Annotated in this window: 20 protein-coding genes; 8 read left to right on the top strand and 12 right to left on the bottom strand. The window is 62.3% G+C overall.

What is annotated here, in order from left to right; genetic code table 11:
• Positions 1 to 37: 37 nt before the first annotated feature.
• The 3 genes from glmS to FJ867_RS24300 all read right to left on the bottom strand — a co-directional run bounded on the left by glmS (position 38) and on the right by FJ867_RS24300 (position 4,298).
• Complete coding sequence (gene glmS / locus FJ867_RS24310; RefSeq protein ID WP_140498965.1) at positions 38 to 1,861, bottom strand: glutamine--fructose-6-phosphate transaminase (isomerizing); 1,824 nt, start codon at positions 1,859 to 1,861, stop codon at positions 38 to 40.
• Between the two features lie 174 nt (positions 1,862 to 2,035).
• Positions 2,036 to 3,394, bottom strand: coding sequence for a bifunctional UDP-N-acetylglucosamine diphosphorylase/glucosamine-1-phosphate N-acetyltransferase GlmU (gene glmU, locus FJ867_RS24305; RefSeq protein ID WP_140557818.1), 1,359 nt, complete (start codon positions 3,392 to 3,394; stop codon positions 2,036 to 2,038).
• Positions 3,395 to 3,551: 157 nt separating this feature from the next.
• Entirely contained in the window at positions 3,552 to 4,298 is a 747-nt protein-coding gene (locus FJ867_RS24300; RefSeq protein ID WP_140498969.1) for a cytochrome c biogenesis CcdA family protein, read from the bottom strand.
• A gap of 157 nt (positions 4,299 to 4,455) precedes the next feature.
• Between FJ867_RS24300 and FJ867_RS24295 the strand changes: the two genes are divergently transcribed.
• The 8 genes from FJ867_RS24295 to rpmG all read left to right on the top strand — a co-directional run bounded on the left by FJ867_RS24295 (position 4,456) and on the right by rpmG (position 13,512).
• A complete protein-coding gene (locus tag FJ867_RS24295; RefSeq protein WP_140525400.1) occupies positions 4,456 to 4,833 on the top strand; it encodes a hypothetical protein in 378 nt (125 codons plus the stop codon).
• Between the two features lie 345 nt (positions 4,834 to 5,178).
• Positions 5,179 to 7,800: a type I DNA topoisomerase gene (topA, locus tag FJ867_RS24290; RefSeq protein ID WP_140557820.1), complete on the top strand. Its 2,622-nt coding sequence runs from the start codon at positions 5,179 to 5,181 to the stop codon at positions 7,798 to 7,800.
• A gap of 6 nt (positions 7,801 to 7,806) precedes the next feature.
• Positions 7,807 to 10,125 (top strand): ribonuclease R, encoded by a 2,319-nt coding sequence (rnr, locus tag FJ867_RS24285; protein WP_140818801.1) that lies wholly within the window; start codon positions 7,807 to 7,809, stop codon positions 10,123 to 10,125.
• Positions 10,125 to 10,571, top strand: coding sequence for a DUF983 domain-containing protein (locus FJ867_RS24280; RefSeq protein ID WP_140501566.1), 447 nt, complete (start codon positions 10,125 to 10,127; stop codon positions 10,569 to 10,571). The genes rnr and FJ867_RS24280 overlap by 1 nt, the downstream gene beginning before the upstream one ends.
• A gap of 73 nt (positions 10,572 to 10,644) precedes the next feature.
• Complete coding sequence (locus FJ867_RS24275) at positions 10,645 to 11,385, top strand: NUDIX domain-containing protein (RefSeq protein ID WP_140518285.1); 741 nt, start codon at positions 10,645 to 10,647, stop codon at positions 11,383 to 11,385.
• A gap of 23 nt (positions 11,386 to 11,408) precedes the next feature.
• Positions 11,409 to 12,584, top strand: a complete 1,176-nt coding sequence (locus tag FJ867_RS24270) for an MFS transporter (RefSeq protein WP_140501562.1) — start codon at positions 11,409 to 11,411, stop codon at positions 12,582 to 12,584.
• A gap of 149 nt (positions 12,585 to 12,733) precedes the next feature.
• Positions 12,734 to 13,192, top strand: coding sequence for a hypothetical protein (locus tag FJ867_RS24265; RefSeq protein ID WP_140501560.1), 459 nt, complete (start codon positions 12,734 to 12,736; stop codon positions 13,190 to 13,192).
• A 152-nt stretch (positions 13,193 to 13,344) separates the two neighbouring features.
• The gene (gene rpmG, locus FJ867_RS24260) at positions 13,345 to 13,512 is read left to right on the top strand and encodes a 50S ribosomal protein L33 (protein ID WP_006201775.1); all 168 of its coding nucleotides are present in this window, start codon (positions 13,345 to 13,347) and stop codon (positions 13,510 to 13,512) included.
• A gap of 287 nt (positions 13,513 to 13,799) precedes the next feature.
• On the opposite strand, the gene FJ867_RS24255 is transcribed toward rpmG, so the two are convergent.
• From FJ867_RS24255 to FJ867_RS24210, 9 genes are all read right to left on the bottom strand, one after another.
• Positions 13,800 to 14,939, bottom strand: a complete 1,140-nt coding sequence (locus FJ867_RS24255; RefSeq protein WP_140729227.1) for a hypothetical protein — start codon at positions 14,937 to 14,939, stop codon at positions 13,800 to 13,802.
• 573 nt (positions 14,940 to 15,512) lie between these two features.
• Positions 15,513 to 16,580: a sn-glycerol-3-phosphate ABC transporter ATP-binding protein UgpC gene (gene ugpC / locus FJ867_RS24250; protein WP_140623454.1), complete on the bottom strand. Its 1,068-nt coding sequence runs from the start codon at positions 16,578 to 16,580 to the stop codon at positions 15,513 to 15,515.
• A 3-nt stretch (positions 16,581 to 16,583) separates the two neighbouring features.
• Positions 16,584 to 17,432, bottom strand: coding sequence for a carbohydrate ABC transporter permease (locus tag FJ867_RS24245; protein ID WP_140501552.1), 849 nt, complete (start codon positions 17,430 to 17,432; stop codon positions 16,584 to 16,586).
• On the bottom strand, positions 17,432 to 18,355 hold the full coding sequence (locus FJ867_RS24240) for a sugar ABC transporter permease (protein ID WP_140623452.1): 924 nt from the start codon (positions 18,353 to 18,355) through the stop codon (positions 17,432 to 17,434). Before FJ867_RS24240 ends, FJ867_RS24245 begins: the two co-directional genes overlap by 1 nt.
• Before the next feature lie 180 nt (positions 18,356 to 18,535).
• Positions 18,536 to 19,813: a sugar ABC transporter substrate-binding protein gene (locus FJ867_RS24235; RefSeq protein ID WP_140818799.1), complete on the bottom strand. Its 1,278-nt coding sequence runs from the start codon at positions 19,811 to 19,813 to the stop codon at positions 18,536 to 18,538.
• 29 nt (positions 19,814 to 19,842) lie between these two features.
• Complete coding sequence (locus FJ867_RS24230; RefSeq protein WP_140672723.1) at positions 19,843 to 21,030, bottom strand: PLP-dependent transferase; 1,188 nt, start codon at positions 21,028 to 21,030, stop codon at positions 19,843 to 19,845.
• Positions 21,027 to 21,761 carry a FadR/GntR family transcriptional regulator gene (locus FJ867_RS24225; RefSeq protein ID WP_140501544.1) on the bottom strand — a complete coding sequence of 245 codons (735 nt, stop codon included), beginning with the start codon at positions 21,759 to 21,761 and terminating at the stop codon, positions 21,027 to 21,029. Before FJ867_RS24225 ends, FJ867_RS24230 begins: the two co-directional genes overlap by 4 nt.
• A 150-nt stretch (positions 21,762 to 21,911) precedes the next feature.
• Positions 21,912 to 23,405 (bottom strand): FAD-dependent monooxygenase, encoded by a 1,494-nt coding sequence (locus FJ867_RS24220; RefSeq protein ID WP_140818797.1) that lies wholly within the window; start codon positions 23,403 to 23,405, stop codon positions 21,912 to 21,914.
• A gap of 528 nt (positions 23,406 to 23,933) precedes the next feature.
• Positions 23,934 to 25,307, bottom strand: coding sequence for a PleD family two-component system response regulator (locus tag FJ867_RS24210; protein ID WP_140818795.1), 1,374 nt, complete (start codon positions 25,305 to 25,307; stop codon positions 23,934 to 23,936).
• Positions 25,308 to 25,312 lie beyond the last annotated feature (5 nt).

The following is a 25,312-nucleotide window of genomic DNA, read 5'->3' as shown; positions in this document are numbered from 1 at the left end:
AACTGCGAAGTTTTTAAAGCACCTGTTTAAAAAACGCCTACTCCACCGTCACCGATTTCGCTAGATTGCGCGGCTGGTCGACATCGGTGCCCATGAAAACGGCGGCGAAATAGGCCAGCATCTGGATCGGCAGCGCGTAGATGATCGGCGAGATGATTTCCGGCACGTCCGGAAGGATGATCGTCTCCATCGTCTTCACGCTCGCCTGCGCGGCGCCCTTGGCGTCGGTGATCAGGATGATCTTGCCGCCGCGCGCCGCCACCTCCTGCATGTTGGACACAGTCTTCTCGAAGATGCGGTCATGCGGCGCGATGACGATGACCGGCATGTTCTCGTCGATAAGCGCGATCGGGCCATGCTTCAACTCGCCCGCGGCATAGCCTTCGGCGTGGATGTAGGAGATCTCCTTGAGCTTCAGCGCGCCTTCCATGGCGAGCGGGAAATTGGTGTCGCGTCCGAGATAGAGCACGTCCTTGTAGCGCGACAGTTCCCGCGCGATCCGTTCGATCTGCTCTTCGAGCTTGAGCACCTGGTTGGCATAGCGCGGCGCCTCGGAAAGCGCCCGCACCAGCGACTTTTCCTCGTCCCGCGAAATCGTGCCGCGCGCCACGCCTGCCCGGACGGCGAGCGAAGCCAGCACTGACAACTGGCAGGTGAAGGCCTTGGTCGAGGCGACACCGATCTCCGGCCCGGCCAGCGTCGGCAAGATAACGTCGGATTCGCGCGCCATGGTCGATTCCCGCACGTTGACGACGGCGCCGATCTTCATGCCGGCCTTGCGGCAATAGCGCAGCGAGGCCAGCGTGTCGGCGGTCTCGCCCGATTGCGAGATGAAGAAGGCGGCGTCGTTCTTCGACAGCGGCATTTCGCGGTAGCGAAATTCGGAGGCGACATCGATGTCGACCGGGAGCCGAGCGTAGCGCTCGAACCAGTATTTGCTGATCAGCCCGGCGAGATAGGCGGTACCGCAGGCCGAAATCGCCAGCCGGTTAATCGTAGCAAAGTCGAACGGCAGGTCGAGCGGCTTGGAGACGCCGGAAACAAAATCGACATAATGCGCCAGCGTGTGCGAGATCACCTCCGGCTGCTCATGGATTTCCTTCTCCATGAAGTGGCGGCGATTGCCCTTGTCGACCATGAAGCTGGTCGAGAGCGACTGCTGGCGCTTGCGGTCGACCTTTTCGCCGTCAATGTCGAAGATGGCGACACCGCTGCGGCGCACCACCGCCCAGTCGCCGTCTTCCAGATAGGTGATCGAATTGGTGAACGGGGCAAGCGCGATGGCGTCGGAGCCCAGGAACATCTCGCCGTCGCCATGGCCGACCGCCAGCGGCGGGCCGTTGCGGGCGCCGACGATGAGGTCCTCGTCGCCCGTGAACATGATCGCCAGCGCAAAGGCGCCTTCCAGCCGCTTGAGCGCCTTGTGCGCGGCATCGACCGGCTTCAAGCCTTTGGCGACTTCCCGCGCCACCAGATGCGCGACGACCTCGGTGTCGGTCTGCGACGAGAAGGAATAGCCGTCGCGGATCAGTTCGTCGCGCAGCTCGGCGAAATTTTCGATGATGCCGTTGTGGACGATGGCGACGCCATTGGAAAAATGCGGATGCGCGTTGGTCTCGTTCGGCACGCCATGCGTGGCCCAGCGGGTGTGACCGATGCCGATCGTGCCGTCGAGCGGCTCGTCCTTCAGCCTGCGCTCGAGATTGACCAGCTTGCCTTCGGCGCGGCGGCGGCCAAGCGCCCCCTTCTCTATGGTGGCGACGCCGGCCGAATCGTAGCCTCGATATTCAAGCCGCTTCAGCGCATCGACGATGAGCGGCGCAACCTGCGAATGGCCGACAATTCCAACGATACCGCACATGCAGACAGTCCCCAATCCCCGGCAGAACCCGGCGCTATCTACGGATTGCCGGGCTCTCGCGAAAGTTACTTTGCGTTTCGTTCCGTGTAATGGGAACAGTCTCGTACGCATGCATCATGACACAGCGCACTTGCAATCCAGTTACTGCAATCGTTCAGTTTTTGAAGACCGGTTTTACCTCTTTTTGGCAACCGCGGCCGACGCGAAGCGCTCGCGCAATTCCTTGCCTTTGCCGGGGATCGTCTTCTGGCGGGCACGCCCGAAGGCCAGCGCATCGTCGGGCACGCTTTCGGTGATGACGCTGCCCGAGGCGATATAGCCGCCCTTGCCAATGGTGACCGGCGCGACAAGCGAGGAATTCGATCCGACAAAGGCGCCCTCGCCGATATCGGTGAAGTGCTTCAGATAGCCGTCATAATTGCAGGTGATCGTGCCGGCGCCGATGTTGGCCCCGGCGCCCACCCGCGCGTCGCCGATATAGGTCAAATGGTTGACCTTGGCGCCCTCCTCGATGACGGCCTGCTTGACCTCGCAGAAATTGCCGACCTTGGCTTTCTGTTTGAGATCGGCGCCCGGCCGCAGCCGCGCGAAGGGGCCGACATCGCAATGAGCGGCGACGATAGCGCCTTCGATATGGCTGAAGGCGTGAATCCTGGCGCCGCCTGCAATCTTCACACCGGGCCCGAACCAGACGTTCGGCTCGACAATAGTATCGGCGCCGATCTCGGTGTCGTGCGAGAAATACACCGTTTCTGGTGCGATCAGCGTCACGCCCGAAAGCATCGCTTCCTGCCGGCGGCGTGCCTGCCAGATGCCTTCGGCCTGCGCCAGCTCGGCGCGGTTGTTGATGCCGAGCGCATTCTCGAAGCTGGCTTCGGTGGCGACGACATCGAGGCCCTGGTTGCTGGCAAGCTCGACGATATCGGTGAGATAGTATTCGCCCTTGGCGTTCCTGTTGCCGACGGCGTCGAGCAGTTTCATCGCCTGGCTGCCGGCAATCGCCATCAGCCCGCCATTGCAGAAGGTGATCTTCTTCTCCTCGTCGGAGCAGTCCTTTTCCTCGCGGATGGCGACGAGCTTGCCACCTTTTTCGATCAGGCGGCCATAGCCGGTGGGGTTCGCCGTGCGGAAGCCGATGACCACGACGGCAGCACCTTGCGCCAGCTTCAGGCGCGCGGCCGTGAGGGCGTCCGGATCGATCAGCGGCGTATCGCCGAACATGACGAGGATATCGTCGTAACCTTTTGATATAGCAGCGCGCGCGGCAAGCACCGCATGCGCAGTGCCGAGGCGCTTTTCCTGCACGAAAGCCTCTACCTCCGGCGCGAATTTCTGCGCCGCCTTGCGCATCTCCTCGGCGCCGTGGCCGATCACCAGCGCAAGGTCGCCGGCGCCCGCTGCCTCGGCCGCCTTGACCACATGCGCGACCATCGGCAGCCCGGCGATCTGGTGCAGCACCTTGGGCAGCGCGCTCTTCATGCGCGTGCCTTCGCCGGCGGCGAGGATGACGGATAGGCATGTTCTCTGGTTCATGGAAGGACAACCATAGGAAAAGCGTCGGGGATCAAATCATGCTAGCAGTGGGCGCCATGCTGCACCAATGCGGTTAAATTCCGGTGAGATGGTGAGCAGCCGACTCTTAATCAGCGGGTCACAGGTTCAATCTTGTGCGCACCCGATACCGACAGCCTTATCCCAGCCGGCCCAGCAGCGGAAAATTCTCCAGCAGCCAATACGACACGGCCTGCACCCCGCCGGTGAGGAAAAACACGCCGGCGACGACCAGCAATGCGCCGATCGCCTTCTCGACGCGGCCGAGATGGACGCGGAATTTGCCGAGGAAACGCATGAAGGCGCCGGAAAACAGTGCCGCGATCAGGAATGGGATACCGAGGCCGAGCGAATAGGCGGCGAGCAGCAATGCGCCTTCGCCCACTGTCTCGCGGCCGCCGGCCAGCGTCAGGATCGGCCCCAGCACCGGGCCGATGCACGGCGTCCAGCCGAAGGCGAAGGCCAGTCCCATGACATAGGCCGCAACCGCGCTTGCCGGTTTGCCCTGCGACTGGAAACGCGCCTCGCGCGACAAAAGCGGAATGCGCAGGATGCCGAGGAAATTCAGCCCCATCAGGATAATCAGCACGCCGGCGCCCATTGCCAGCGGCTCCTGCCAGACGCGCAGGAGGCGGCCGATGCTCGAGGCGCCGGCGCCCAGCGCGACGAACACGGTCGAGAAGCCGAGCACGAAGGCAATCGAGGAATAAAGCAGCGCGGTACGGGCGCCGGCTTTGGCGGCTGCCCCGGCATTGCCGCGAAAATCGTCGACCGACACGCCGGCCATGTAGCAGAGATAGGGCGGCACCAGCGGTAGCACGCAAGGCGACAGGAACGAGATCGCCCCTGCCCCGACCGCGCTGACATAGCCTATATCGAGTGCCATTCCAGAACTCCGACTTTACGGCGCCGATATAGCGACGCCCGGGCCCCTCTGCCAATCACCATTGTGTTGGCATGCCCGGGAATAAACGTCGGTACCTGCGCGTTGATCGAGCGAGGCCGCGATTGCCGCGCATCCTCGGATCAGCAGGGAGATTTCGATGAAAACCGTGACACTAGGGTTGGCCGCGCTTTTGCTCAGCACCGCCGCGTCTTTCGCAGCAGAGGCCTGGAAGGAGGCCGAGGTCGGCGGCACCAAGATCTACACTGATGCCAACGGCATGACGCTCTATACCTATGACAAGGACGAGAAGGGCAAGACCAACTGCTATGACAAATGCGCCACAAACTGGCCGCCGCTGAAGGCCGAGGCCGGCGCCAAGGCGGACGATGAATGGACCGTAGTCGACCGTACCGACGGCACCAAGATGTGGGCCTATGACGGCAAGCCCGTCTACACATTCATCAAGGACAAGAAGGCCGGCGATGTGTCGGGTGATGGCGTCGGCGGCGTCTGGCATATCGTCAAGGCCGACTAAGGCTGCCACCTTAACTTCGACGTTGCTGCCGGGCGTGCCTCCAACGCCTGGCAGCCCGCACCAGACGCGCTGGCGCGGCATTTGGCTCAATACACAGGGTCGCCGGCGACTCATCGGCGCCAATTTGAGCCGCTCCTCACCGCTCCAGCCATTTGTCTTAGTTACCCCTCAACAATGTGATCTTCTCCATACACTCTTAGAGTGTATTGCTGCCGGCACTCTTGCAATTTGGCCGCTTCCCCTTGACCGGATGCAAAAGCGCGGCCATGTGAGCGACGAACAGAACCGAGATTTCGTCGCGCGCAGCGGAATTCTTCTGCCGCATCACAGCTGATATGAGCCCTCATGGACGTCGTCGTCGTCGAATCGCCGGCCAAGGCGAAGACAATCAACAAATACCTCGGCAAGAACTACAAGGTCCTGGCCTCGTTCGGCCATGTCCGTGATTTGCCGGCCAAGGATGGCTCGGTGCGACCGGACGAGGATTTCGCCATGTCCTGGGCGGTCGACACGGCATCCGGCAAGCGCCTCGCCGACATCGCCAAGGCGGTCAAGGACGCCGACGGCCTGATCCTCGCCACCGACCCGGACCGCGAGGGCGAGGCCATTTCCTGGCACGTTCTGGAAGTCTTGCGGCAGAAGCGCGCGCTGAAGGACAAGCCGGTCAGCCGCGTCGTCTTCAACGCCATCACCAAGAGCTCGGTGCTCGAGGCGATGGCCAATCCGCGCCAGATCGATGCGCCGCTGGTCGACGCCTATCTCGCCCGCCGGGCGCTCGACTATCTCGTCGGCTTCACTCTCTCGCCGGTACTGTGGCGCAAGCTCCCCGGAGCCCGTTCCGCCGGCCGCGTGCAGTCGGTCGCCTTGCGGCTGGTCTGCGACCGCGAATCCGAGATCGAACGCTTCATCCGCGAGGAATACTGGCAGATCGCTGCCATCCTCGGCACGCCGCGCAACGAAAATTTCGAGGCGCGCCTGACCGCTTTCGAGCGCAAGAAATTGCAAAAGCTCGACATCGCCAACAAGGCGCAGGCCGACGACATCAAGGCCATGCTCGAGGGCGCGGCCTTCAAGGCGCTGTCCGTCGAGGCAAAACCCACCAAGCGCAATCCAGGCCCGCCCTTCACCACCTCGACATTGCAGCAGGCCGCCTCGTCGGGCCTCGGCTTTTCGGCCAACCGCACGATGCAGGTGGCGCAGCGCCTCTATGAAGGAATGGAGATCGGCGGCGAAACCACCGGCCTGATCACCTATATGCGAACCGACGGCGTGCAGATGGCGCCCGAGGCGATCGACGCCGCACGCGATGCCATCGCCAAGGAGTTCGGCCCGAAATACCTGCCGGAAAAGCCGCGCCTGTACACGACCAAGGCCAAGAATGCCCAGGAAGCGCACGAAGCGATCCGCCCGACAGATTTCATGCGCACGCCGGCATCGGTCAGGCAATATCTCGATGCCGACCAGATGCGGCTCTACGAATTGATCTGGAAGCGCGCCATCGCCAGCCAGATGCAGCCGGCCGAGATCGAGCGCACCACGGTCGAGATCGAGGCGGTCAACGGCGCGCGCACAGCCGAGTTGCGCGCCGTCGGTTCAGTCGTGCGCTTCGATGGTTTCATCGCTGCCTATACCGACCAGAAGGACGACGATTCCGAGGACGAGGAAAACCGCCGCTTGCCCGAAATCCGCGCCGGCGAGCAGCTTGCCCGCCAGGCGATCAACGCCACCCAGCACACGACCGAACCGCCGCCGCGTTATTCCGAAGCTTCGCTGATCAAGAAGCTGGAGGAGCTCGGCATCGGCCGGCCGTCGACCTACACGGCGATCCTAAAGACGCTCGAGGACCGCGACTATGTCACCATCGACAAGCGCCGGCTAGTGCCGCAGGCAAAGGGCCGGCTGCTGTCGGCCTTCCTGGAGAGCTTCTTCGAGCGTTATGTCGAATATGACTTCACCGCATCGCTCGAGGAAAAGCTCGACGAGATCTCCGACGGCAAGCTCGCCTGGAAGGACGTCCTGCGCGATTTCTGGAAGGATTTTTCCGGCGCGGTCGCCGACATCAAGGAACTGCGCGTCACCGACGTGCTCGATGCGCTGAACGAGGAACTGGCGCCGCTGGTTTTCCCTGCCCGGGAGGACGGCTCCAATCCGCGCATCTGCCCCAAATGCGGCACCGGCAATTTGTCGCTCAAGCTCGGCAAGTTCGGCGCCTTCGTCGGCTGCTCGAACTATCCCGAATGCTCCTTCACCCGCCAGCTCGGCGACGCCGCCAACCCCAATGGCGAGAATGGCGGCGGCGAAGACGGCACCAAAGTGCTCGGCAAGGATCCCTACACGGCTGAGGAGATCACGCTGCGCAGCGGCCGCTTCGGTCCCTATATCCAGCGCGGCGACGGCAAGGAAGCCAAGCGTTCCAGCTTGCCCAAGGGCTGGACGCCCGATTCGATCGACCATGAGAAGGCGCTTGCCCTGCTTTCCCTGCCGCGGGATGTCGGCAAGCACCCGGAAACCGGCAAGATGATCTCGGCCGGGCTTGGCCGCTACGGGCCTTTCGTGCTGCATGACGGCACCTACGCCAATCTCGACAGCATCGAGGATGTATTCTCGATCGGGCTCAACCGCGCTGTTTCGGTGATCGCCGAGAAGCAGTTGAAGGGCAAGGGCGGCCGCAATGGCGGCACTGCGGCAGCCCTCAAGGAGCTTGGCGATCATCCCGACGGCGGCGGCAAGATCGTCGTGCGCGACGGCAAATACGGGCCTTATGTCAATTTCGGCAAGGTCAATGCCACGCTGCCCAAGGGCAAGGATCCGCAATCGGTGACGATGGAGGATGCGCTGGCGCTGATCGCCGAGAAGGAAGCCAAGGGCGGCGGCGGCAAGAAGCCTTTCCGCAAAGCGGCGGCGGCCAAGGCCCCCGCTACCAAGAAGACGGCGGCCAAGAAGCCTGCCGCCAGGAAAAAGGGATAGAACGGCGTGGCGCGCAGGATCTCCGCAACAACCCACGGCGACCCGCGCACCGCCGACACAACGGCCAAGGTCAAGGGCGATTACAGGCCCTCGCGTGACGAAATCCTGCGCTACGTCGCCGAAAATCCGGATCGCGCTGGAAAACGCGACATCGCCAAGGCGTTCGCGCTGCGCGGCCCGGACCGCATTTGGCTGAAGGATCTCCTGCGCGACCTGCAGGACGAAGGCGTCCTGACCAAGGAGCGTAAGCGCCTGGCCCGCGTTGGCGCCCTGCCCCATGTCACGGTGCTCGATATTTTCGACCGCGACGCCAACGGCGTGCTGCTGGCGCGTCCCACCGAACACACCGCCAATGGACCGCCCCCCATCGTTTCCATCCGCCTGTCGCGCAGTGGCGGCGGACCGGCGCCTGGCATTGGCGATCGCGTGCTGGCCAAGACCTTTCCCGCCGACGACACGAATGTCGCCTTGGGCGGCCCGGCCTACACAGGGCGGGTGATGAAGATATTCGAGAAGCGCACGGATGCCGTTCTCGGCGTCTTTCGGGTGCTTCAGGACGGCAGCTTCCGCATCGAGCCGGTGGAGCGCCGGCAACCCGAACTGATCGTCGACAAGGAATTCCAGAACGGAGCCAAGAACGGCGATCTCGTCGAGGTCGAGCCCGCCCGGGCCTCGCGCTATGGCTTGCCGAGAGCAAAAGTGCTCAACGTGCTGGGCTCGCTGACCAGCGAAAAGGCGGTCTCGATGATCGCCATCCACGCACATGACATTCCGCATGTCTTCCCGGCCGACGTCATCGCCGAAGCCGAAGCCGTCAAGCCTGCGACGATGGCCAACCGCGAGGACTGGCGCGAACTGCCGCTGGTCACCATCGACCCGGCCGACGCCAAGGACCACGACGACGCGGTGTTCGCTACGCCCGATCTCGATGAGAAGAACCCCGGCGGCGTGGTCATCACGGTCGCCATCGCCGACGTGGCTGCTTACGTCCGCTACGGCACTCCACTCGACCGTGAAGCGCTGAAGCGCGGCAACTCGGTCTATTTCCCGGATCGCGTCGTGCCGATGCTGCCCGAGCGCATCTCCAACGATCTCTGCTCGCTGCGCGAAGGCCAGGATCGCCCGGCACTGGCCGTGCGCATGACCTTCTCGGCGGACGGGCGCAAGATCAGGCATTCCTTCCATCGCGTCATGATGAAGTCGGCGGCCAAGCTCGCCTACCCACAGGCGCAGGCGGCGATCGACGGCGTGCCGGACGACAAGACCGGGCCGATCCTCGACGCGGTGCTGAAGCCGCTATGGGATGCCTATGCGATCCTCAAGCGCGGACGCGATGGCCGCCAGCCGCTCGAACTCGACCTGCCCGAGCGCAAGATCCTGCTGAAGCCCGACGGCACGGTCGATCGCGTCGTCGTGCCGGAACGGCTCGATGCCCACAAGCTCATCGAAGAATTCATGATCCAGGCCAATGTCGCCGCCGCCGAGACACTCGAGGCGAAGAAGCAGGCGCTGGTGTACCGCACCCACGACGCGCCCTCGCTGGCCAAGCAGGAATCGCTGCGCGAATTTCTGCAAACCCTGGGCCTGTCGCTGGCGCGCGGTGCGCAGATGCGGCCCGCCCAGTTCAACGGCATTCTCGAGCGCGTGCGCGGCGCCGACAATGAAGGTCTGGTCAACGAGGTGGTGCTGCGCTCGCAGAGCCAGGCCGAATATTCACCCAAGAACATCGGCCATTTCGGCCTCAACCTGAACCGTTACGCGCATTTCACCTCGCCGATCCGCCGTTACGCCGACCTCATCGTGCACCGCGGGCTTATCGCCGCACTCGGCCTCGGCCCGGGAGGCCTGGCGCAGGAGGAGGAAGCGCGGCTCGAGGATGTTTCGGTGCTGATTTCCGGCACAGAACGCCGTGCAATGGCGGCCGAACGCGACACGGTCGACCGGCTGATCGCCGCTTATCTCGCCGAGCGCATCGACGACCGTTTCGACGCCCGCATTTCGGGCGTCACCAAATCGGGACTATTTGTCCAATTGCCGCAGTATGGCGCGGATGGTTTCATCCCCGTGTCAACTCTGGGCGGCGATTACTATATATATGACGAAACGGCCCGCTCGCTCTACGGAGAACGCTCGGGCAAGGGTTATCAGCTGGCGGACCGTGTCGAGGTCCGTCTCGTCGAAGTGGCGCCGATGGCCGGCGCGATGCGCTTTGAGATGTTGACCGACCCGAAGCCCCTGCCTGGCTCCGTCAGGTCGTTTCACAAGGCAAAAGGCCGCGCCCGTGCGTCACAATCGCGCCCAGGCTCGCGTGGCAGGAGACGATGATGGCAAGAGTCACGGAAGAACAGGTTTTCGGCGGTGAACATCACTCGGGCCGGGTCGCGCGTCCGCTGTGGACGGCGATGAAGCGCGGCATGCTCGGCCGCTGCCCGCATTGCGGCGAAGGCAAGCTGTTTCGCGGCTTCACCAAGACCGTCGAGACATGCAGCGTCTGCGGCGAGGAGATACACCATCACCGCGCCGACGACCTGCCCGCCTATCTGGTCATCGTCATCGTCGGCCACATCGTGCTCGGCGCCTTCATGGGCGTGGAGGCGACGTCGACCCTTTCCACCTGGCAGCACATCGCCATCTGGGTACCCTTGACGATCCTGCTGTCGGTTGCCCTACTGCAGCCGGTGAAGGGTGCCGTCATCGGATTGCAATGGGCATTCTATATGCACGGTTTTGCTGGCGAACACGACGTGGCCGAACCCCATCCCGGTGCTTGAGGTGCTGGCTGGCGCAACGTGCCAACCGTCAAGGCTACTTTCGCATGCAAGACGTTTCCGCTAGGTCCTGCGCATGGAAGGAATGACCAAGGCGGACGTCGACAGGATCGACAAGGGTCTGGCCACGCATGGCGGCCGGGCGATTCGTCCACGCGATGCCGCGACCCTGATCCTGCTCGACGGCAAGGGCAACGACGCGCGGGTCCTGATGGGTCGCCGTCATGCCCGTCACGCCTTCATGCCAGGCAAGTTCGTTTTTCCTGGCGGCCGTACCGACCCGGCGGACAGCCGCATCCCCACCGCCACCGCGCTGCATCCCGAGCAGGAAGCAAAGCTCATCGCCGGCCCCGGCCGCACGAGCGAGGCGCGTGCCCGCGCCATCGCCTTGTCGGCCATCCGCGAGACCTATGAGGAAGCCGGGCTGCTGATTGGTCGCAAAGGCGCCTTCGCCACGACAAGGTCTGATTGGCAAGGCTTTGCCGAACATGGGGTGCAACCTGCCCTGGACATGCTGCGCTTCATTGCGCGCGCCATCACGCCGCCCAACCGGGTGCGCCGCTTCGACACCCGCTTCTTCTGCGCCTGGCGCGATGATGTCGCCGTCGAACTGACGGGCGGCGGTCCGACCAACGAACTCGAGGAACTGGTCTGGCTGCCGCTTGCCAAGGCCAGGGAAGCCGACATTCCCGACATCACCCGGATGATCCTGGACGAGCTGGAAAGCCGCCTCGCCCATGATCCGCTGTTGCGTCCGGGCGGTCCCGTGCCCTTCTACCGGCTTGTCCGCAACCGCTTCACCCGCGAAATTCTGTAGAACATCGAGTATTCAGACATAACATGACGGTCGATACCCAACCAAAGGGCGACGAGCGCGTACACTGGCTGCCGATGGTGGCGGCGATCTCGTCGATCAGCGTCGTCGGCATCGCCATCGGCCTCGGCATGCCGCTGCTCAGCGTCATCCTGGAAACGCGCGGCCATTCGGCCTCGATGATCGGCCTCAACACAGCCGTCGCCGGCCTGGCCTCGATCGCCGGCGCCCCGTTGGCCACGCCGCTCGCCATGCGCTTCGGCGTTGCCTGGACGATGATCGCCATGATTGCCGCCGGTGCGCTGGCCTTCGTCGGCTTCCACTTCGCACCCGATTTCTGGATGTGGTTTCCGCTGCGCGTCGTGCTGCACATCGCGCTGACGGTGCTGTTCATCCTGTCGGAATTCTGGATCAGCACCTCGGCGCCGCCGCATCGGCGAGGTCTTGTGCTCGGCATCTACGCCACCGTGCTGTCGCTCGGCTTTGCCGCGGGGCCGTGGCTGTTCGCCCATCTCGGCAGTTCCGGCTTCAGGCCTTTCGGAGTCATCATCGCATTGGTGGCGCTGGCCGCGATCCCGGTGCTGGCGGCGCGTAACGAGAGCCCGACGATCGTATCTGACGGCGAGACCAGCAATTTCCTGCGTTATATCTGGCTGGTGCCGACCGCCACCGCCGCCGTACTGGTGTTTGGAGCCGTCGAAACGGGCGGTTTCGCCCTGTTTCCGGTCTATGGCAACCGCATCGGCTATTCCGAAGCCGACGCCGCCTTGCTGCTCACCATGATCGGCCTCGGCAACGTGCTCTTGCAGATCCCGATCGGCATGATCAGCGATCGCGTCTCGGACCGCCGCTATCTGCTTCTGGCCTGCGCCACTGTCGGACTCGCCGGTACGATCTTCATGCCGCATCTGGCCGGCAACTGGCACCTGATGGCGGGCCTTCTGTTCGTCTGGGGCGGCGTGGTCGCGGCCATGTACACGATCGGCCTCGCCCATCTCGGCTCGCAGCTTTCCGGCCATGAACTGGCTTCCGCCAATGCCGCCTTCGTGCTGTGCTACGGCGTCGGCATGGTGCTCGGCCCGCAGGCGATAGGCATCGGCATGGATGCGTTCGGTCCCTCTGGCTTCGGCTGGTCGCTCGGCCTGTTCTTCGCCGCCTACATGGTTCTTGCCAGCGTCAGGTTGGTCCGCAAGATCTTGTAAGCCGCCACCGGCGCAAACCGGATTCACGATCGCCCACTACCGGCTGGCCCATAACTGGCTACCCCCGGATGACTGGCTGCTGACAGAACCGTGTCAGCAGCCACGGTTTATACGGAGACCTCAAAACACCTGAAGTTGAGGAGACTCCGATGATCGACAGCGGCTTTGAAACCACATCATTGCGGATGACGCTGCTCCTGCTTGTCACTTTCCAGGCGCCGGCCGCGGATGTCGACCGCATCATGGACGCCGTGGTGGCGCTGGCGCCGCTGGCCATGGGTAAATATGACCGCAACGCCTACCAGTCGGCGCATGGCATCGAGCGCTACCGGCCACTTGACGGCGCAGCCGCCGGCGCCGAGACCGAATTGCGGCGGCGCCCCGGCACGGTCGAGGTTTCGTTCGAATTGCCCGATGACCAGGAATTGGCGGCGCGCGTCGTCGAAGCGATCTTCCAAGCGCACAGCTACCAGGAGCCGGTGATCCGCATTCAGCCGGTCCTTGCCAGCCGTTCCAAGGGGTTGGACGACCGCGCCAATCCGAATCGCTGGTGGAACACCACGGGAGATTGGAAGAAAACCATCGTTCTGGAGGCGGAACACGTATGAATGCCGACAGGCATTGGCGTCCGTGACGGCCGCAAGGCGCGTCGGGCTTGACTTTCCGGGCGCGTTCTTTATGTGTCGCGGCAAGTTTCCCGCGTCCGGGTGTTTTCCCGTGCTCCAGCGGCCAAAACCCCACGAACAAACGGACTGATACCATGGCCAAAGCCGCAAACATCAAGATTAAGCTTCTGTCGACCGCCGACACCGGTTTCTTCTACGTGACCAGCAAAAACAGTCGCACCAAGACGGACAAGCTGTCGTTCCGCAAATACGACCCGGTCGCCAAGAAGCACGTCGAGTTCAAGGAAACCAAGATCAAGTAATCTGGTTTTTCCAAGAGAATGCCGAAACGCCGCCCATCGGGCGGCGTTTTTTGTTCCTAAAGCATTGATTTCATTGGATGGTAGTCAAACCCAGCATAACGGCCAACATAATGGATCGCGCTACCGATAGGGCTGCTATAGTCACAAAGCCCGCGTGAGGCAGGGGCCTTGTCGAGCGGCTCTCATAAACCGCGAAGGCGTGCGCGTCGTCACCGCATAAATCTCCACGACAAAAGCCACGGCGCCTCAGCAAGGATCCAGAGAATTTGTCTCTACGCAGCTTTGCCCTAGCCACAAGAAAGTGGTTCCAAGTACCTTTTCATGACATGCAATGGCACGTAGTCACCCTCGACTAGATTTCCACCTTCCTCGTTCACAAGCACCATTAGAGCCTGAGTAGACTTTCTCATAAACACAGATAACTCAGATCGTATTGGTATATTACAAGAGAATCCTTTAATCATGATTAGAGAGAGTCGATTTTCGTCCATATTGAATTCGAGTTTAGACAAATCATCGTTAAACGGCCGACTGTGGAAAATGATAAGCTCTCCACGATCATTTATGGCTATTTCAATTTTAATAGGAAATTCAAATTGGATTCCACCAATTACGTAAGACTCACGTCTCTGAACTATTGCTAGGATTTTAGATATATCATCTTTAATATCAGATGTGTCGTTCTTTATCGAATTCGCTATCTGCAAAAATTGGTCAAATTTGGCTTCGAGTTTCGGTAGCGAATTGCGCAAATACCCAAGGCGAGACGCGATGAAGGCGACCTCCGCTTTGTGATTTTGCTTCAATGCCTCCCGCATGAAGGCAAGGAAAATAAGAGCCCAGCCCGGCTCATCATCTGTCGCCTTTCCACGAAAAAATGACGCGAAATCGGCAGGAACGGCCAGTTGGTCCTTTCCCTGCTCCGTTCCGGCGATGAGATCGCGCAGAACGCGCTTGCACGCTGCATCCAGACTCGCCTGGACCGCTGCAAAGTCGCGAGCCGATAGCGCGCCGTCCAAGTTTGTCTCTATTTCATCGACAACGTCCTTGTTGGATTCTAGCTTGAATGGCCCGCCCAATCCGATCTGCTTATGCAGATAGCGGCGCGCGGCACTAGCGAACTGAATCCTCGCGCGACGCTCCGGCGGCCGTCCGCCAAGCCGCAACTGGTCGGCCTCTTGCGTATCGACATACATGCGCACCATCACGAGTGAAGAGGTGAGTTCACTGAGTCGAATGGCGTGCTCCAAATCGTGGTTTGCTGGAACCGCGCCTGTATGAGCGCGCAGCTTGGATGCGACGTCCTCGTAGATCGCTTTATAACGTCCGCCAAACAGCGTCTCGCCGATCTTATCTAGGATGTCGCCGGCATTTTCGAGCGCCTTCCAACCGATCACCGCCCCGATGTATCCGCAAACCGAGATCATTCGTCTAGGTCCCTGATGATGGCCCAAAGTAGGGCGGCAGTTGACCAGAAATCAAGAATACCAAACGGCTGAGCCTAGCTCATATCCCGCCGCGGACGATGGAGTTCAAAGAGATTTAGGCTGCTTTGCCGGCCGCCCTGGGATAGAGCGTGGCTTGATACTGCTGCCCTCGCTGTCCGCTAGGCGTCAATTCGCGACTGAATCTGTTCCGTGATTTCGCTGCGTATGAAAGCAATTCTCCGGTCTCCGAGCGTGATGGCAGACGGAAGCCGTCTTCTGACATACCGGTTCACCGGCCTAGGCTGGTCATTCTCGCGGCATGGTTCAGTGATACGAGCGTCGGCGGAATTGTTATTCGCAGGCATTATAAATCTCCCCCCCGCCGCGTTGCGGCGATTCAAGAACCAAACTGATTGATGAAAGGACGCCACATGATGGCGGCAGGAGGAGGTTTCTATTAATGTGGCTCCGCAAAGCGGTTGGCCCGGGTCAAGCAAGTTTCGACTCGTCAAAAGGCCGTATGGTTAGAATGTGCCCAGCGGGCAACAGAGTGGCCGCTCGGCGGCGGCGCCCCTACCCTACCCGGTCGCCGCTTTTCGGGTCGAAAACATGCAGCGCCGCCGGATCGGCCGATAGCCGCACCGTCTCGCTAGGCTTCACGCCGGCGCGGCCCATGGCGAACACGCAAAGCTGCTGGCCGGCCAGCTTGACGTAGAACTGCGTCGAGAGGCCGAGCGGCTCGACCACCACCACTTCGCCTTGCAGCGGGCCGTCATCCGCCAGCCTTATATGCTCCGGCCGCAAGCCGACGGTAACCGCATCGCCTTCCCTGAGCGGCAGGCCATCCGGCAATCGCAGTTTCTGGCCATCGGACAGCACGGCATCCGCCTTGCCGCCCTTCTCAACACTCGCCGGCAGGAAATTCATGCCGGGCGAGCCAATGAATCCGGCGACGAACATGTTGGCCGGCCGGTCATAGAGGTCGAGCGGCGCGCCGACCTGCTGGACGACGCCGTCATGCATGACGACGATGCGATCGGCCATGGTCATGGCTTCGATCTGGTCATGCGTGACATAGACCGATGTGGTCTTCAGTTGCTGGTGAAGCGCCTTGATCTCGGCGCGCATGTGCACGCGCAGCTTGGCGTCGAGGTTCGAAAGCGGTTCGTCGAAAAGAAAGACCTTGGGATCGCGCACGATGGCCCGGCCCATGGCGACGCGCTGGCGCTGGCCGCCGGAAAGCTGGCGCGGCAGGCGTTGCAGAAAATTGTCCAGCCCAAGCCGCCTGGCGGCGCCGTCGACCCGCGCGTCGATCGCCTGCTTTTCTGCCTTCCTCAGCATCAGGCTGAAGCCCATATTCTTCGACACGTCCATATGCGGATAGAGCGCGTAGGACTGGAATACCATGGCGATGTCGCGGTCCTTCGGCGCGACGTCGTTGACCAGCCGCTCGCCGATACGGATCTCGCCATCGGAAACCTCCTCCAGACCGGCGATCATGCGCAGAAGCGTCGATTTCCCGCAGCCGGACGGACCGACGAGGACGACGAACTCGCCGTCGGCGATGTCGAGGTCGACCGCGTGCAGCACACGCACGGCGCCATAGTCTTTGCGGACTTTTTCCAGCGTAACGGAAGCCATCGATTATCCCTTCACGGCGCCGGCGGTGAGGCCGGTGACGAGATAGCGTTGCAGGAAGCCGAAGAAGATGCAGACCGGGATCAGCGCCAGGATCGACGCCGCCATCATCTGCCCCCAGTCGACGGCGAACTTGCCGATGAAGGTGAGCAGGCCGACGGCGAAGGTCTTCTTGTCATCGCTGGAGATCAGCATCAGCGCGAACAGGAGTTCGCTCCAGGCGGCGGTGAAGACAAAGCCGAGCGTGGCGCCCATGCCGGGTAGCGTCAGCGGCACGATCACCCGGCGCATCGCCTGCGCGCGTGTGCAGCCGTCGATCATCGCCGCCTCCTCCAGGTCCTTCGGTATGCCGTCGAAGAAGGACTGCATCAGGAAGGTTGCAAACGCGGTATTGAAGGCGGTGTAGATGATGATCAGCCCGGTCAGGCTGTTGATCAGGCCGATCTGGCCCATCACGCGATAGATCGGTGGAATGACCATGACTAGCGGGAAAGTCTGGGTCAAAAGCAGCATCAGCGCCAGTGCCGCCTTGCCGCGAAAGGTGAAGCGCGACATGGCATAGCCGGCAAGCGTCGCAATCACAGTCACCAGTGCAGCCGTCGAAACCGAGACGATGACGCTGTTGAGGAAATAGCGCGGAAAGTCGGTCGCCTCGAGCACGGTGACGAAGTTCTGCAACGTCATCTGCGACGGCCAGAAGGTGATGCCTTCGGAATAGAGAAGCCGTTCCGGTGTAACCGATATCTTCAGCGTCCAGAAGATCGGGAACAGGGCGAAGATCACATAGGCCGCGATGGCCGCGTAGAGCCCGACGCCGCCGAAGAAGCGCTGCGAAGATGAGCGTCCCGCAATCATCAGACGTGCCTCACCAGGGAGCGGCGGATGGCGATCAGCGCGATCGCATAGGCAATGAGCAGGACGAGCAGCAGCACGGCAACCGCCGATGCGTAGCCCTTGTCCAGCGACTTGAAGGCGCTGACATAGATATAGACCGGCACCGTGTTGGTCGACCCGGCCGGCCCGCCCTCGGTCATGACGAAGATTAGGTCGGCGAAAGTGGCGATCCAGATGGTACGCAGCATCACCGTGATGGCGATGGTCGGCGCCAGGAACGGCAGCGTCACCTTGGTGAAGCGTTGCCAGGGCGAGGCGCCGTCGATCGCTGCCGCCTCATGCAGTTCCGAGGGAATGGATTTCAGTGCCGCCAGCAACGTGATGGCAAAGAACGGGATGCCGAACCAGACATTGGCGACGATCGGCCCCCACATGGCGGTCGAGGGATCGGAGAGAACGTTGGTCGGCTCGGCCTTCAGCCCCAGCGCGAACAGCCAGTGCGGCAGCGGCCCGATGATCGGATTGAACAGCCATGCCCATGTCAGGCCCGACAGGAAGGACGGCACCGCCCAGGGCAGGAACACCAGCGCCTGCACCACCTTGCGGCCCCGAAACGGCTTGTCGAGCAGCAGCGCCAGGCCAAGGCCGAGGAAGAACTGGAAGAACAGGCTGGAGAGCGTCCACCACAACGTATTGACCAGCGCCTGGCCGAGCACGGCATCCGACAGCATCGCCTGGTACTGGCCGAGCCCGACATATTCCGACTTGAAGGCCGAAAACTTACGGAACGAATAGCTGATGCCGATGACCAGCGGCACCAAAAGCACCACGACCAGCAGGATGATCGCCGGGCTGAGATAAAACCAGGGTTCGGTGGCAGCGTGCGTCAGCCGCTTGCGGCGCGGCCTCCCGGCGGGTCGTATTTCGGAAACGGCATAGGTCATTTGGGCTCAACAGTGGTGAGTGGGTGCCGGCGAAGGCGACAGCACCCTTCTCCCCGTATACGGGGAGAAGATGCCGGCAGGCAGATGAGGGGCAGCGCCAGGCTGACAGAACGTAGCGCCGCCTCTCATCCGGCCCTATCGGGCCACCTTCTCCCCGTGAACGGGGAGAAGGAAGAAAAACTACTTCTTGTTCTTCGCCATCCAGTCCTGCTGTTCCTTGGTCAGGAAGGCGGCCCATTGGTCGGCAACCTCCTTGGCCGTCTTTTGGCCCAGCAGCACTTCCTGGAAATTCTTGATCGCCACCTGGTCGACGAAATTGCCGAGATTCTCCAGATGCGTCGGCGGCGTCACCATTTCATATTTGGCGCTGTCGCTGAGCTCCGTGAACCAGCCCTTGAACTGCTCGGTCTTGAAATGCGGATCCTGGTCGGCGCCGTTGTGGATCGGGACGACGCCGACTTCCTTGGCCCATTCCAGATTGTCCTTGGGCGAGAGCAGCGTCGCCATCAGCTTCCAGGCGTCGTCCTTGTGCTGCGAATTGGCGAACATTGCCCAGCCGGCATAGCCGAGCGTCGGATAGGACTTGCCGCTCGGCCCGACCGGCAGCGGCGCCACGGCGAAGTCGTCTGCGCTCATCTTGTCGGCTATACCCAGCAGCGCATCCGGATCCTGGTTGAGCATGGCGCAGGTGCCGGAATAGAAGCCGGTGACGGTTTCGTTGAAACCCCAGCTCACCGCGTCCTTGGGCGCCAGGCCCTGCTTGTACATGTCTGCCAGCATCTGCAGGCCCTTGACCGAGCCCTCCTCGTTTATGGTCGAGGTGCCGTCTTCGTTGAAGTAGCCGCCCTTGCCGGCGGCGATGTTCATGAACATGTGCATGCCGTTGAAGGCGCCGGGTCCGCCACGCAGGCAGTAGCCGTATTTGCCGGGCAACGCCGAGATCTTCTTGGAATCGGCGACGAACTCGTCGAGCGTGGCCGGCGGGCCGTCGAGGCCGGCTTCCCTGAACAGCTTCTTGTTCCAGAACAGCGCGTTCACATAGTAGCCGTAAGGGATCATGAACTGGGTGTTGTTGACGGTCGAGCCGAACTGCTTGGCGCGCTCCCCGAGCGTCTTGGCGTCGTCCCACTTGGCCATGTACGGGCCGAGATCCTCGAGCTGGGCGTTGTTGGCGTAGAGGCCCATCCAACGTTCCGGCATCTCGATCACGTCGGGCGTATCGCCGGCCTGCACCATGGTCAGGAACTTTTCGAAAGCCTGCCCCCAGGGCAGCGAGATCAGCTCGACCTTGATGCCGGGATTGGCCTTTTCGAATTCGGCGATCTGCTTCTTCAGGAACTCCGTGCGCGGCGGGCTGGTGATGACTTCGACCATTTTCAGGGTCGAATCGGCCAGCGCGTTTCCGGCGGAAATCGCCAATCCCGCGGCTGTGGCAAGCATGACGGTCAGTTTTTTCATCTTCAAGACTCCCATTTTGAAGCGGCTTGTTATTTTCTGGCTTTTTCGAAGGCCTGCGCCACGTCGGCCCACAGGTCCTCGACACTTTCCAATCCGACATTGAAGCGGATTGTTCGGGGGCTGACGCCGAAGCGCGCCATCGAATTCAGTCCCGGCGTCTGCTCCAGCGACGCCTTGGCCGGCACGACCAGGCTCTCATGGCCGCCCCAGCTCACGCCGATGCGGAAATATTTTAACGCATCGACGAAGACGGGGATGTCGATATCCTCGGTGACCTCGAAGGAGAACAACCCCGCGTAACCAGCAAGCGTCGCCTTGCCCGGATGGTTCGAATAGGCGGGGTGGTTCACGCGCTCGACATTGCCGTGCGCCTTCAGCCGCTCGGCGATGGTAAGCCCGCTCTTCATGTGATGCGGCAGGCGCAGCGGCAGCGTGCGCAGCCCGCGCAGCAAGAGCCAGGCCTCGAAGGGCGAAAGCTTGCCGCCGAGATAGGAATAGGTCTGCTCGTTGATGTGCTTGATGTGGGCGGCCGAGCCTGCCACCACGCCGGCGACCGTATCGCTATGGCCGCCGAGATATTTCGAAGCCGAATGCAGCACCAGATCGACGCCATGCGTGATCGGCTTCTGGAACACCGGTGTCGCCCAGGAATTGTCGATCGTGGTGACGATGCCCTGCTCCTTCGCCAGCCGGGTCAGGTGAGCCAAGTCCTGCAACTCGAACATCATCGAGGTCGGGCTCTCCAGATAGAGCAGCCTGGCGCCCGGAAGGGCCGCCGCCACCGCATCCGGATCGGAGCCGTCGACATAGTCGACCCTGATGTTGAGCCGCGGCAAAAGCCGCTCGAACAGCCGATAGGCATCACCATAGCAATTGCGCACCGCAACGATGCGCTCGCCGGCGCCGACGAAGGCGAGCACCGTGGCGCTGATCGCCGCCATGCCGCTGGAAAAGCCGCGCGCGGCCTCGGCGCCCTCGAGCGCGGCGACGCGTGCCTCGAACTCCATCACCGTCGGATTGTCGCCGCGCGAATAGATCGGCTGCTTCCGTTTGCCGGCAAAAGTATCCGCCATCTCGGCATAGTTGGCGAAGGTGAACAGCGATGTCTGGTAGATCGGCGGCACCACCGCCCCACCGGGGAAAGGTTCGTCATGCGCCAGAAGCGTCGCCGCCTCGGCAAGATAGTCGTGATCGAAACCTGAGGGATGCTCGTTCATGTCTGGCTCGAAAGTTTGAGTTTGGCGGCGCCGCGCTTCAGATCGTCCTCGACGGTGGCGATCAGCTTGAGCGCCTCGGCGCGGGCGCCGTGCGGGTCGCGCGCGGCGATGCGCTCGTAAATGGTCCGATGATAGGGAAAACTGGCGTGGCCGAAATCGCGCACGCCCAGCGGATGCTCCCAGAAGCGGTGGAACAATTCGTGCATGGCGGCGATGATCTGTTCGAACAGCGGGTTGCCGGAAACCCTGTAGATCGCCTGGTGGAACTCCCAGTCCTCTTCCGAAGACATGCCCTCGCGCGTGCGGAACGCCTGCTCCATGATGTCGAGCTTGCGCTCGATTTCGGCGATATCGGTCTGGCTCGCGCGTTCGGCGCAAAGGGCGGCGGCTTCCGCCTCCAGCGCGCGACGGATTTCAAGCGTCTGCATCAGGCTGGTGAAGTCGTTGCCGCCCGCAAGCGTCAGCGGCAGATGCAACATGTCCGGCGAAACGGCTGCCTTGAGATAGGTGCCGCTGCCTTGCCGGCGCTCGACCAGGCCGAGCCCTTCCCAGCGCGTCAGCGCCTCGCGCACCGTGTTGCGGCTGACCTTCAGCCGCTCGGCCAGGATGCGTTCCGTTGGCAGCCGCTCGCCCGGCTGGAGGGCCTCGGCACGAACAAAGCCTACCAACGCCTTCAGCACGGCGTCGTCACGCGCCGTCGTCTGAATAGGTGGCAGGCTGTTTTGATCCACGCGCGTTCCAAGTGGTCCAATGGTCCAACCAATTTCTGCACAGATGGTACCTCCTGTCAACGGGATGTCAGGAGACCTAGCACCGTAAAAGCTCGCAATGCATGACAAGCACGCGTTTGCGGGCGATGCGCCAGGCCGGCCTCGACCCTACTACGCCACAGCAGCGGGCGGCCCGAACCAGGTGGTCAGCGCATCGGCCAGTCCCTGTTGGCTTCCGGAACCAACCCATGCCACGTACCCGTCGGGGCGGATCAGCACCGCGTCGGGCCCGGCGACGGCCCCGAGAACTGGCAGCTCCCAGTCGCCGTCGTACACGGCGTCGACCTGCTGGACCCGATCCGCCCACGGCTTGATGTCAAGTCTGCCGGGCGTGCCGAGGTTGATCAGCACCGGCCGGGCATGGTGCAGCAAGGTAAACAGCCGCACCGGCCCGCTGGCGGTGAGCAGATCGAGGTCGGGTATTCGCCACCCAAGCAGCGCGTGCCCCTCCCCGAGGTCGTAGTGGACACCCAGGCCGGACATCTCTGCGGCGATTCGTTTGCGTGGTTCATCCATGGCGAGCAGTTCGGCGATGGTGTCGCCCAGGGCTTTGGTGCGGTCATCCATGCGGCGAAGCGCGACCTGCGCCATCGTGTTGCGCAACACGCGGGCGGCGACCGGATGGCGCTCGGCATGGTAGCTGTCGAGCAGGCTGTCCGGTGATGCCCGTTTGACGACCTGGCCCAGCTTCCATCCCAGGTTGACCGCGTCCTGCACGCCGATGTTGAGGCCCTGTCCGCCCATTGGGGGATGGATATGCGCAGCGTCGCCGGCCAGCAGGACACGTCTGTCGCGGTAAGCGGCAGCCTGGCGCGTCATATCGGTGAAACGAGAGAGCCAGGTCGGACTGTGGACGCCGAAATCGGTGCCATAGATAACGGTGAGCGCCTCGCGGAGATCGTCCAATGTCGGTTCACCACCGATGATCAGTCGTTTCTCGGTCAGCACGATCCCCAACCGGTCGCCGTCCTCGATCTTGCCTATCACATGGGTTCCGTGGGCGTCGCTGCGAAAGCCCAATGGCGGTTCTTCCGACATCTCGACCTCGGCGATCATCCAGCTCATCGTCGGATCCCATCCAGCGAATTCGATGCCCGCCGCCTTGCGCATCGTGCTGCGTCCACCGTCGCATCCGACGAGGTACTGCGCCTTCATCCCTCGGCCATCGGAAAGCCCCACATCCACGCCACTGTCGTCCTGCATGAAATCCGTGACTTCCTGTCCGCGATGGATCGGCACCCCCAATTCGCTGATCCAGTCGGCCAATATCCGCTCGATGTGGTTTTGCCGCAGCGCCAGCAGATAGTTGTGCCGGGTGGGAAAGTCGCTGATGTCCAAACGGATCATGTGGAAGCCGACGGTCGGGAAGCATCGCCCCTGGCAGAGGAACCGGTCGGCGATCCCGCGCTGGTCGAGCACCTCGATTGTGCGTGCGTGCAGGCCACCCGCGCGCAAGCCAATCAGCTGCTGGGTCGGGCGCCGCTCGACAATGGCGACGTCGATGCCCGCCAATGCGAGTTCGCCTGCCAGCATCAATCCTGTCGGGCCGCCCCCGGCGACAATCACCGCATGATTTCGATGCGATCCATCTGTCGGTGCACGCATTCCCGTCACTCCGCTCCCATTGGCTAGGGCCGCGGTTTTACGGGAGGAACCCGGGCTTGAAGCAAGCCCCTTGGGCGCCATATGTATGAAGTGAGGAGCAACGCCCTCCGCCGGATGGCAAGAGAGCGTGCGCCGCAGCTCTTCACATCGTGGCTCGCCTTTTACAGTCCAAATGCTGTCGATATCCTGTGCGCAAAAAGCTCCTCATATCCGGAGCTTGGCGCAGAATCCTGATGCTATTTTGAAAGGGGGCCGGTCGGCGTTTGGCAGCGGTACGAGGAGGCCACTATGTGCCAGCGCCGGCCGGCCGACCCCACGGACCCAGGAGATGCGGCGGACCTGAGCATCATGGGGTATTTTTTGATCGACCCGGCTGTCTGTCCTCGTGCCGGCGTCGCTCTGTCTGTGGCCGCACATTTGCGCAAGAGCTTATGAAAATCAACAGTTTCTTAACCAAGCCTCGTGAATCGCTTGGATTAAGGTAAATGGGTAACCTTGCCGGATTGACGGATACTCTTACCCGGTCCGTCAGGCAGCCTTGGCGACGACGCGGTTGCGGCCACCGCTCTTGGCTTCATAGAGCGCCAGATCGGCGCGTTTCATCAGCGCCGCCACCGTATCCACCCCCTTCAGCACCGACGACACGCCGACGCTGACGGTGACCTCGATGGCCTTGCCGTCAGGCCCGATGACGAACGGCATCTGGGCGATTTCGGCGCGGATGCGTTCGGCCACCTTTTCGGCGATCGCTCCATCGGTGTCAGGCATGACCACTACGAACTCCTCACCGCCGAACCGGCAGGCCAGATCGATGCCGCGCACGTTCTTGCGCAGCCGCCGCGCGAATTCCCGCAGCACCTCGTCGCCACCGTCATGGCCGTGCGTGTCGTTAATCGACTTGAAGCGATCGAGGTCGGTGATCATCACCGACAGCGGCCGACGCCGCGCCACGGCGCGGTCGAACAGCGTCTGGAGATGGCTGTCGAGATAGCGGCGGTTGTGCAGCCCGGTCAGCCCGTCGGTCACCGCCATTTCGATCGTCTGCGTCACGCTGGCGCGCAATTGGTCGTTGTAGCGCTTGCGGCGCACCTGGGTGCGCAACCGCGCCGTCAGTTCCTGCTGGTCGATAGGCCGCATCAGATAGTCGTTGATGCCGAGTTCGAGACCACGGATGATGCGCTCCTCCTCGTCCTCCTCCGCCAGCAGGATGATCGGCAGGAAGCGTGTGCGATCGAGCGAGCGCAGTTGCGAGCAGAGCCGAAGCGGATCGAAATCGGCGAAGCTCGTCGAGATCATCACGCATTCATAGGGCGTCTCCGCCGCCTGGAAGAAGCCGGCATGCGGATCGCTGGCGACATCCAGGTCAGCACAGTCGCGCAGCATCTTCTGGACGCGCTCGATCGACGATTTGCGCTCATCGATCAGAAGCACTTTCGGCGTCGTGTCCTCGGAGGCGAAATTGCGGCTGAGCAACTCTTCGATGCCGATGTTGCGCGTGGTCGAAGCGCGCAGCCGCAACTCGTCGGTCAGCGACTTCAGCCTGACGAGGCTCTTGACGCGCGTCATCAGTTGCAGGTCGTTGACGGGTTTGGTCAGGAAATCGTCGGCGCCGACCTCAAGCCCGCGCACCCTGTCGGAAACCTGGTCGAGTGCGGTGATCATTACCACTGGAATATGCGACGTCGCCGGATCGCTCTTCAGGCGGCGGCAGACCTCGAAGCCGTCCATGTCCGGCATCATGACGTCGAGCAGCACGACGTCGACCTTACCGTTCTCGCAGGTCTCGATCGCATCCGGGCCGTTGGTGGCGGTCAACACCTCGAAATATTCGGCCAGCAGCCGAACCTCCAGCAGCCTGACATTGGCAGGGATGTCGTCGACGACGAGAATCCGAGCGGTCATTTCAC

Source organism: Mesorhizobium sp. B2-5-3, from assembly GCF_006441005.1.
Lineage (GTDB): Bacteria > Pseudomonadota > Alphaproteobacteria > Rhizobiales > Rhizobiaceae > Mesorhizobium.
The sequence above is the reverse complement of the archived record's forward strand: the minus strand, read 5'-3'. Positions and strand labels throughout refer to the sequence as shown.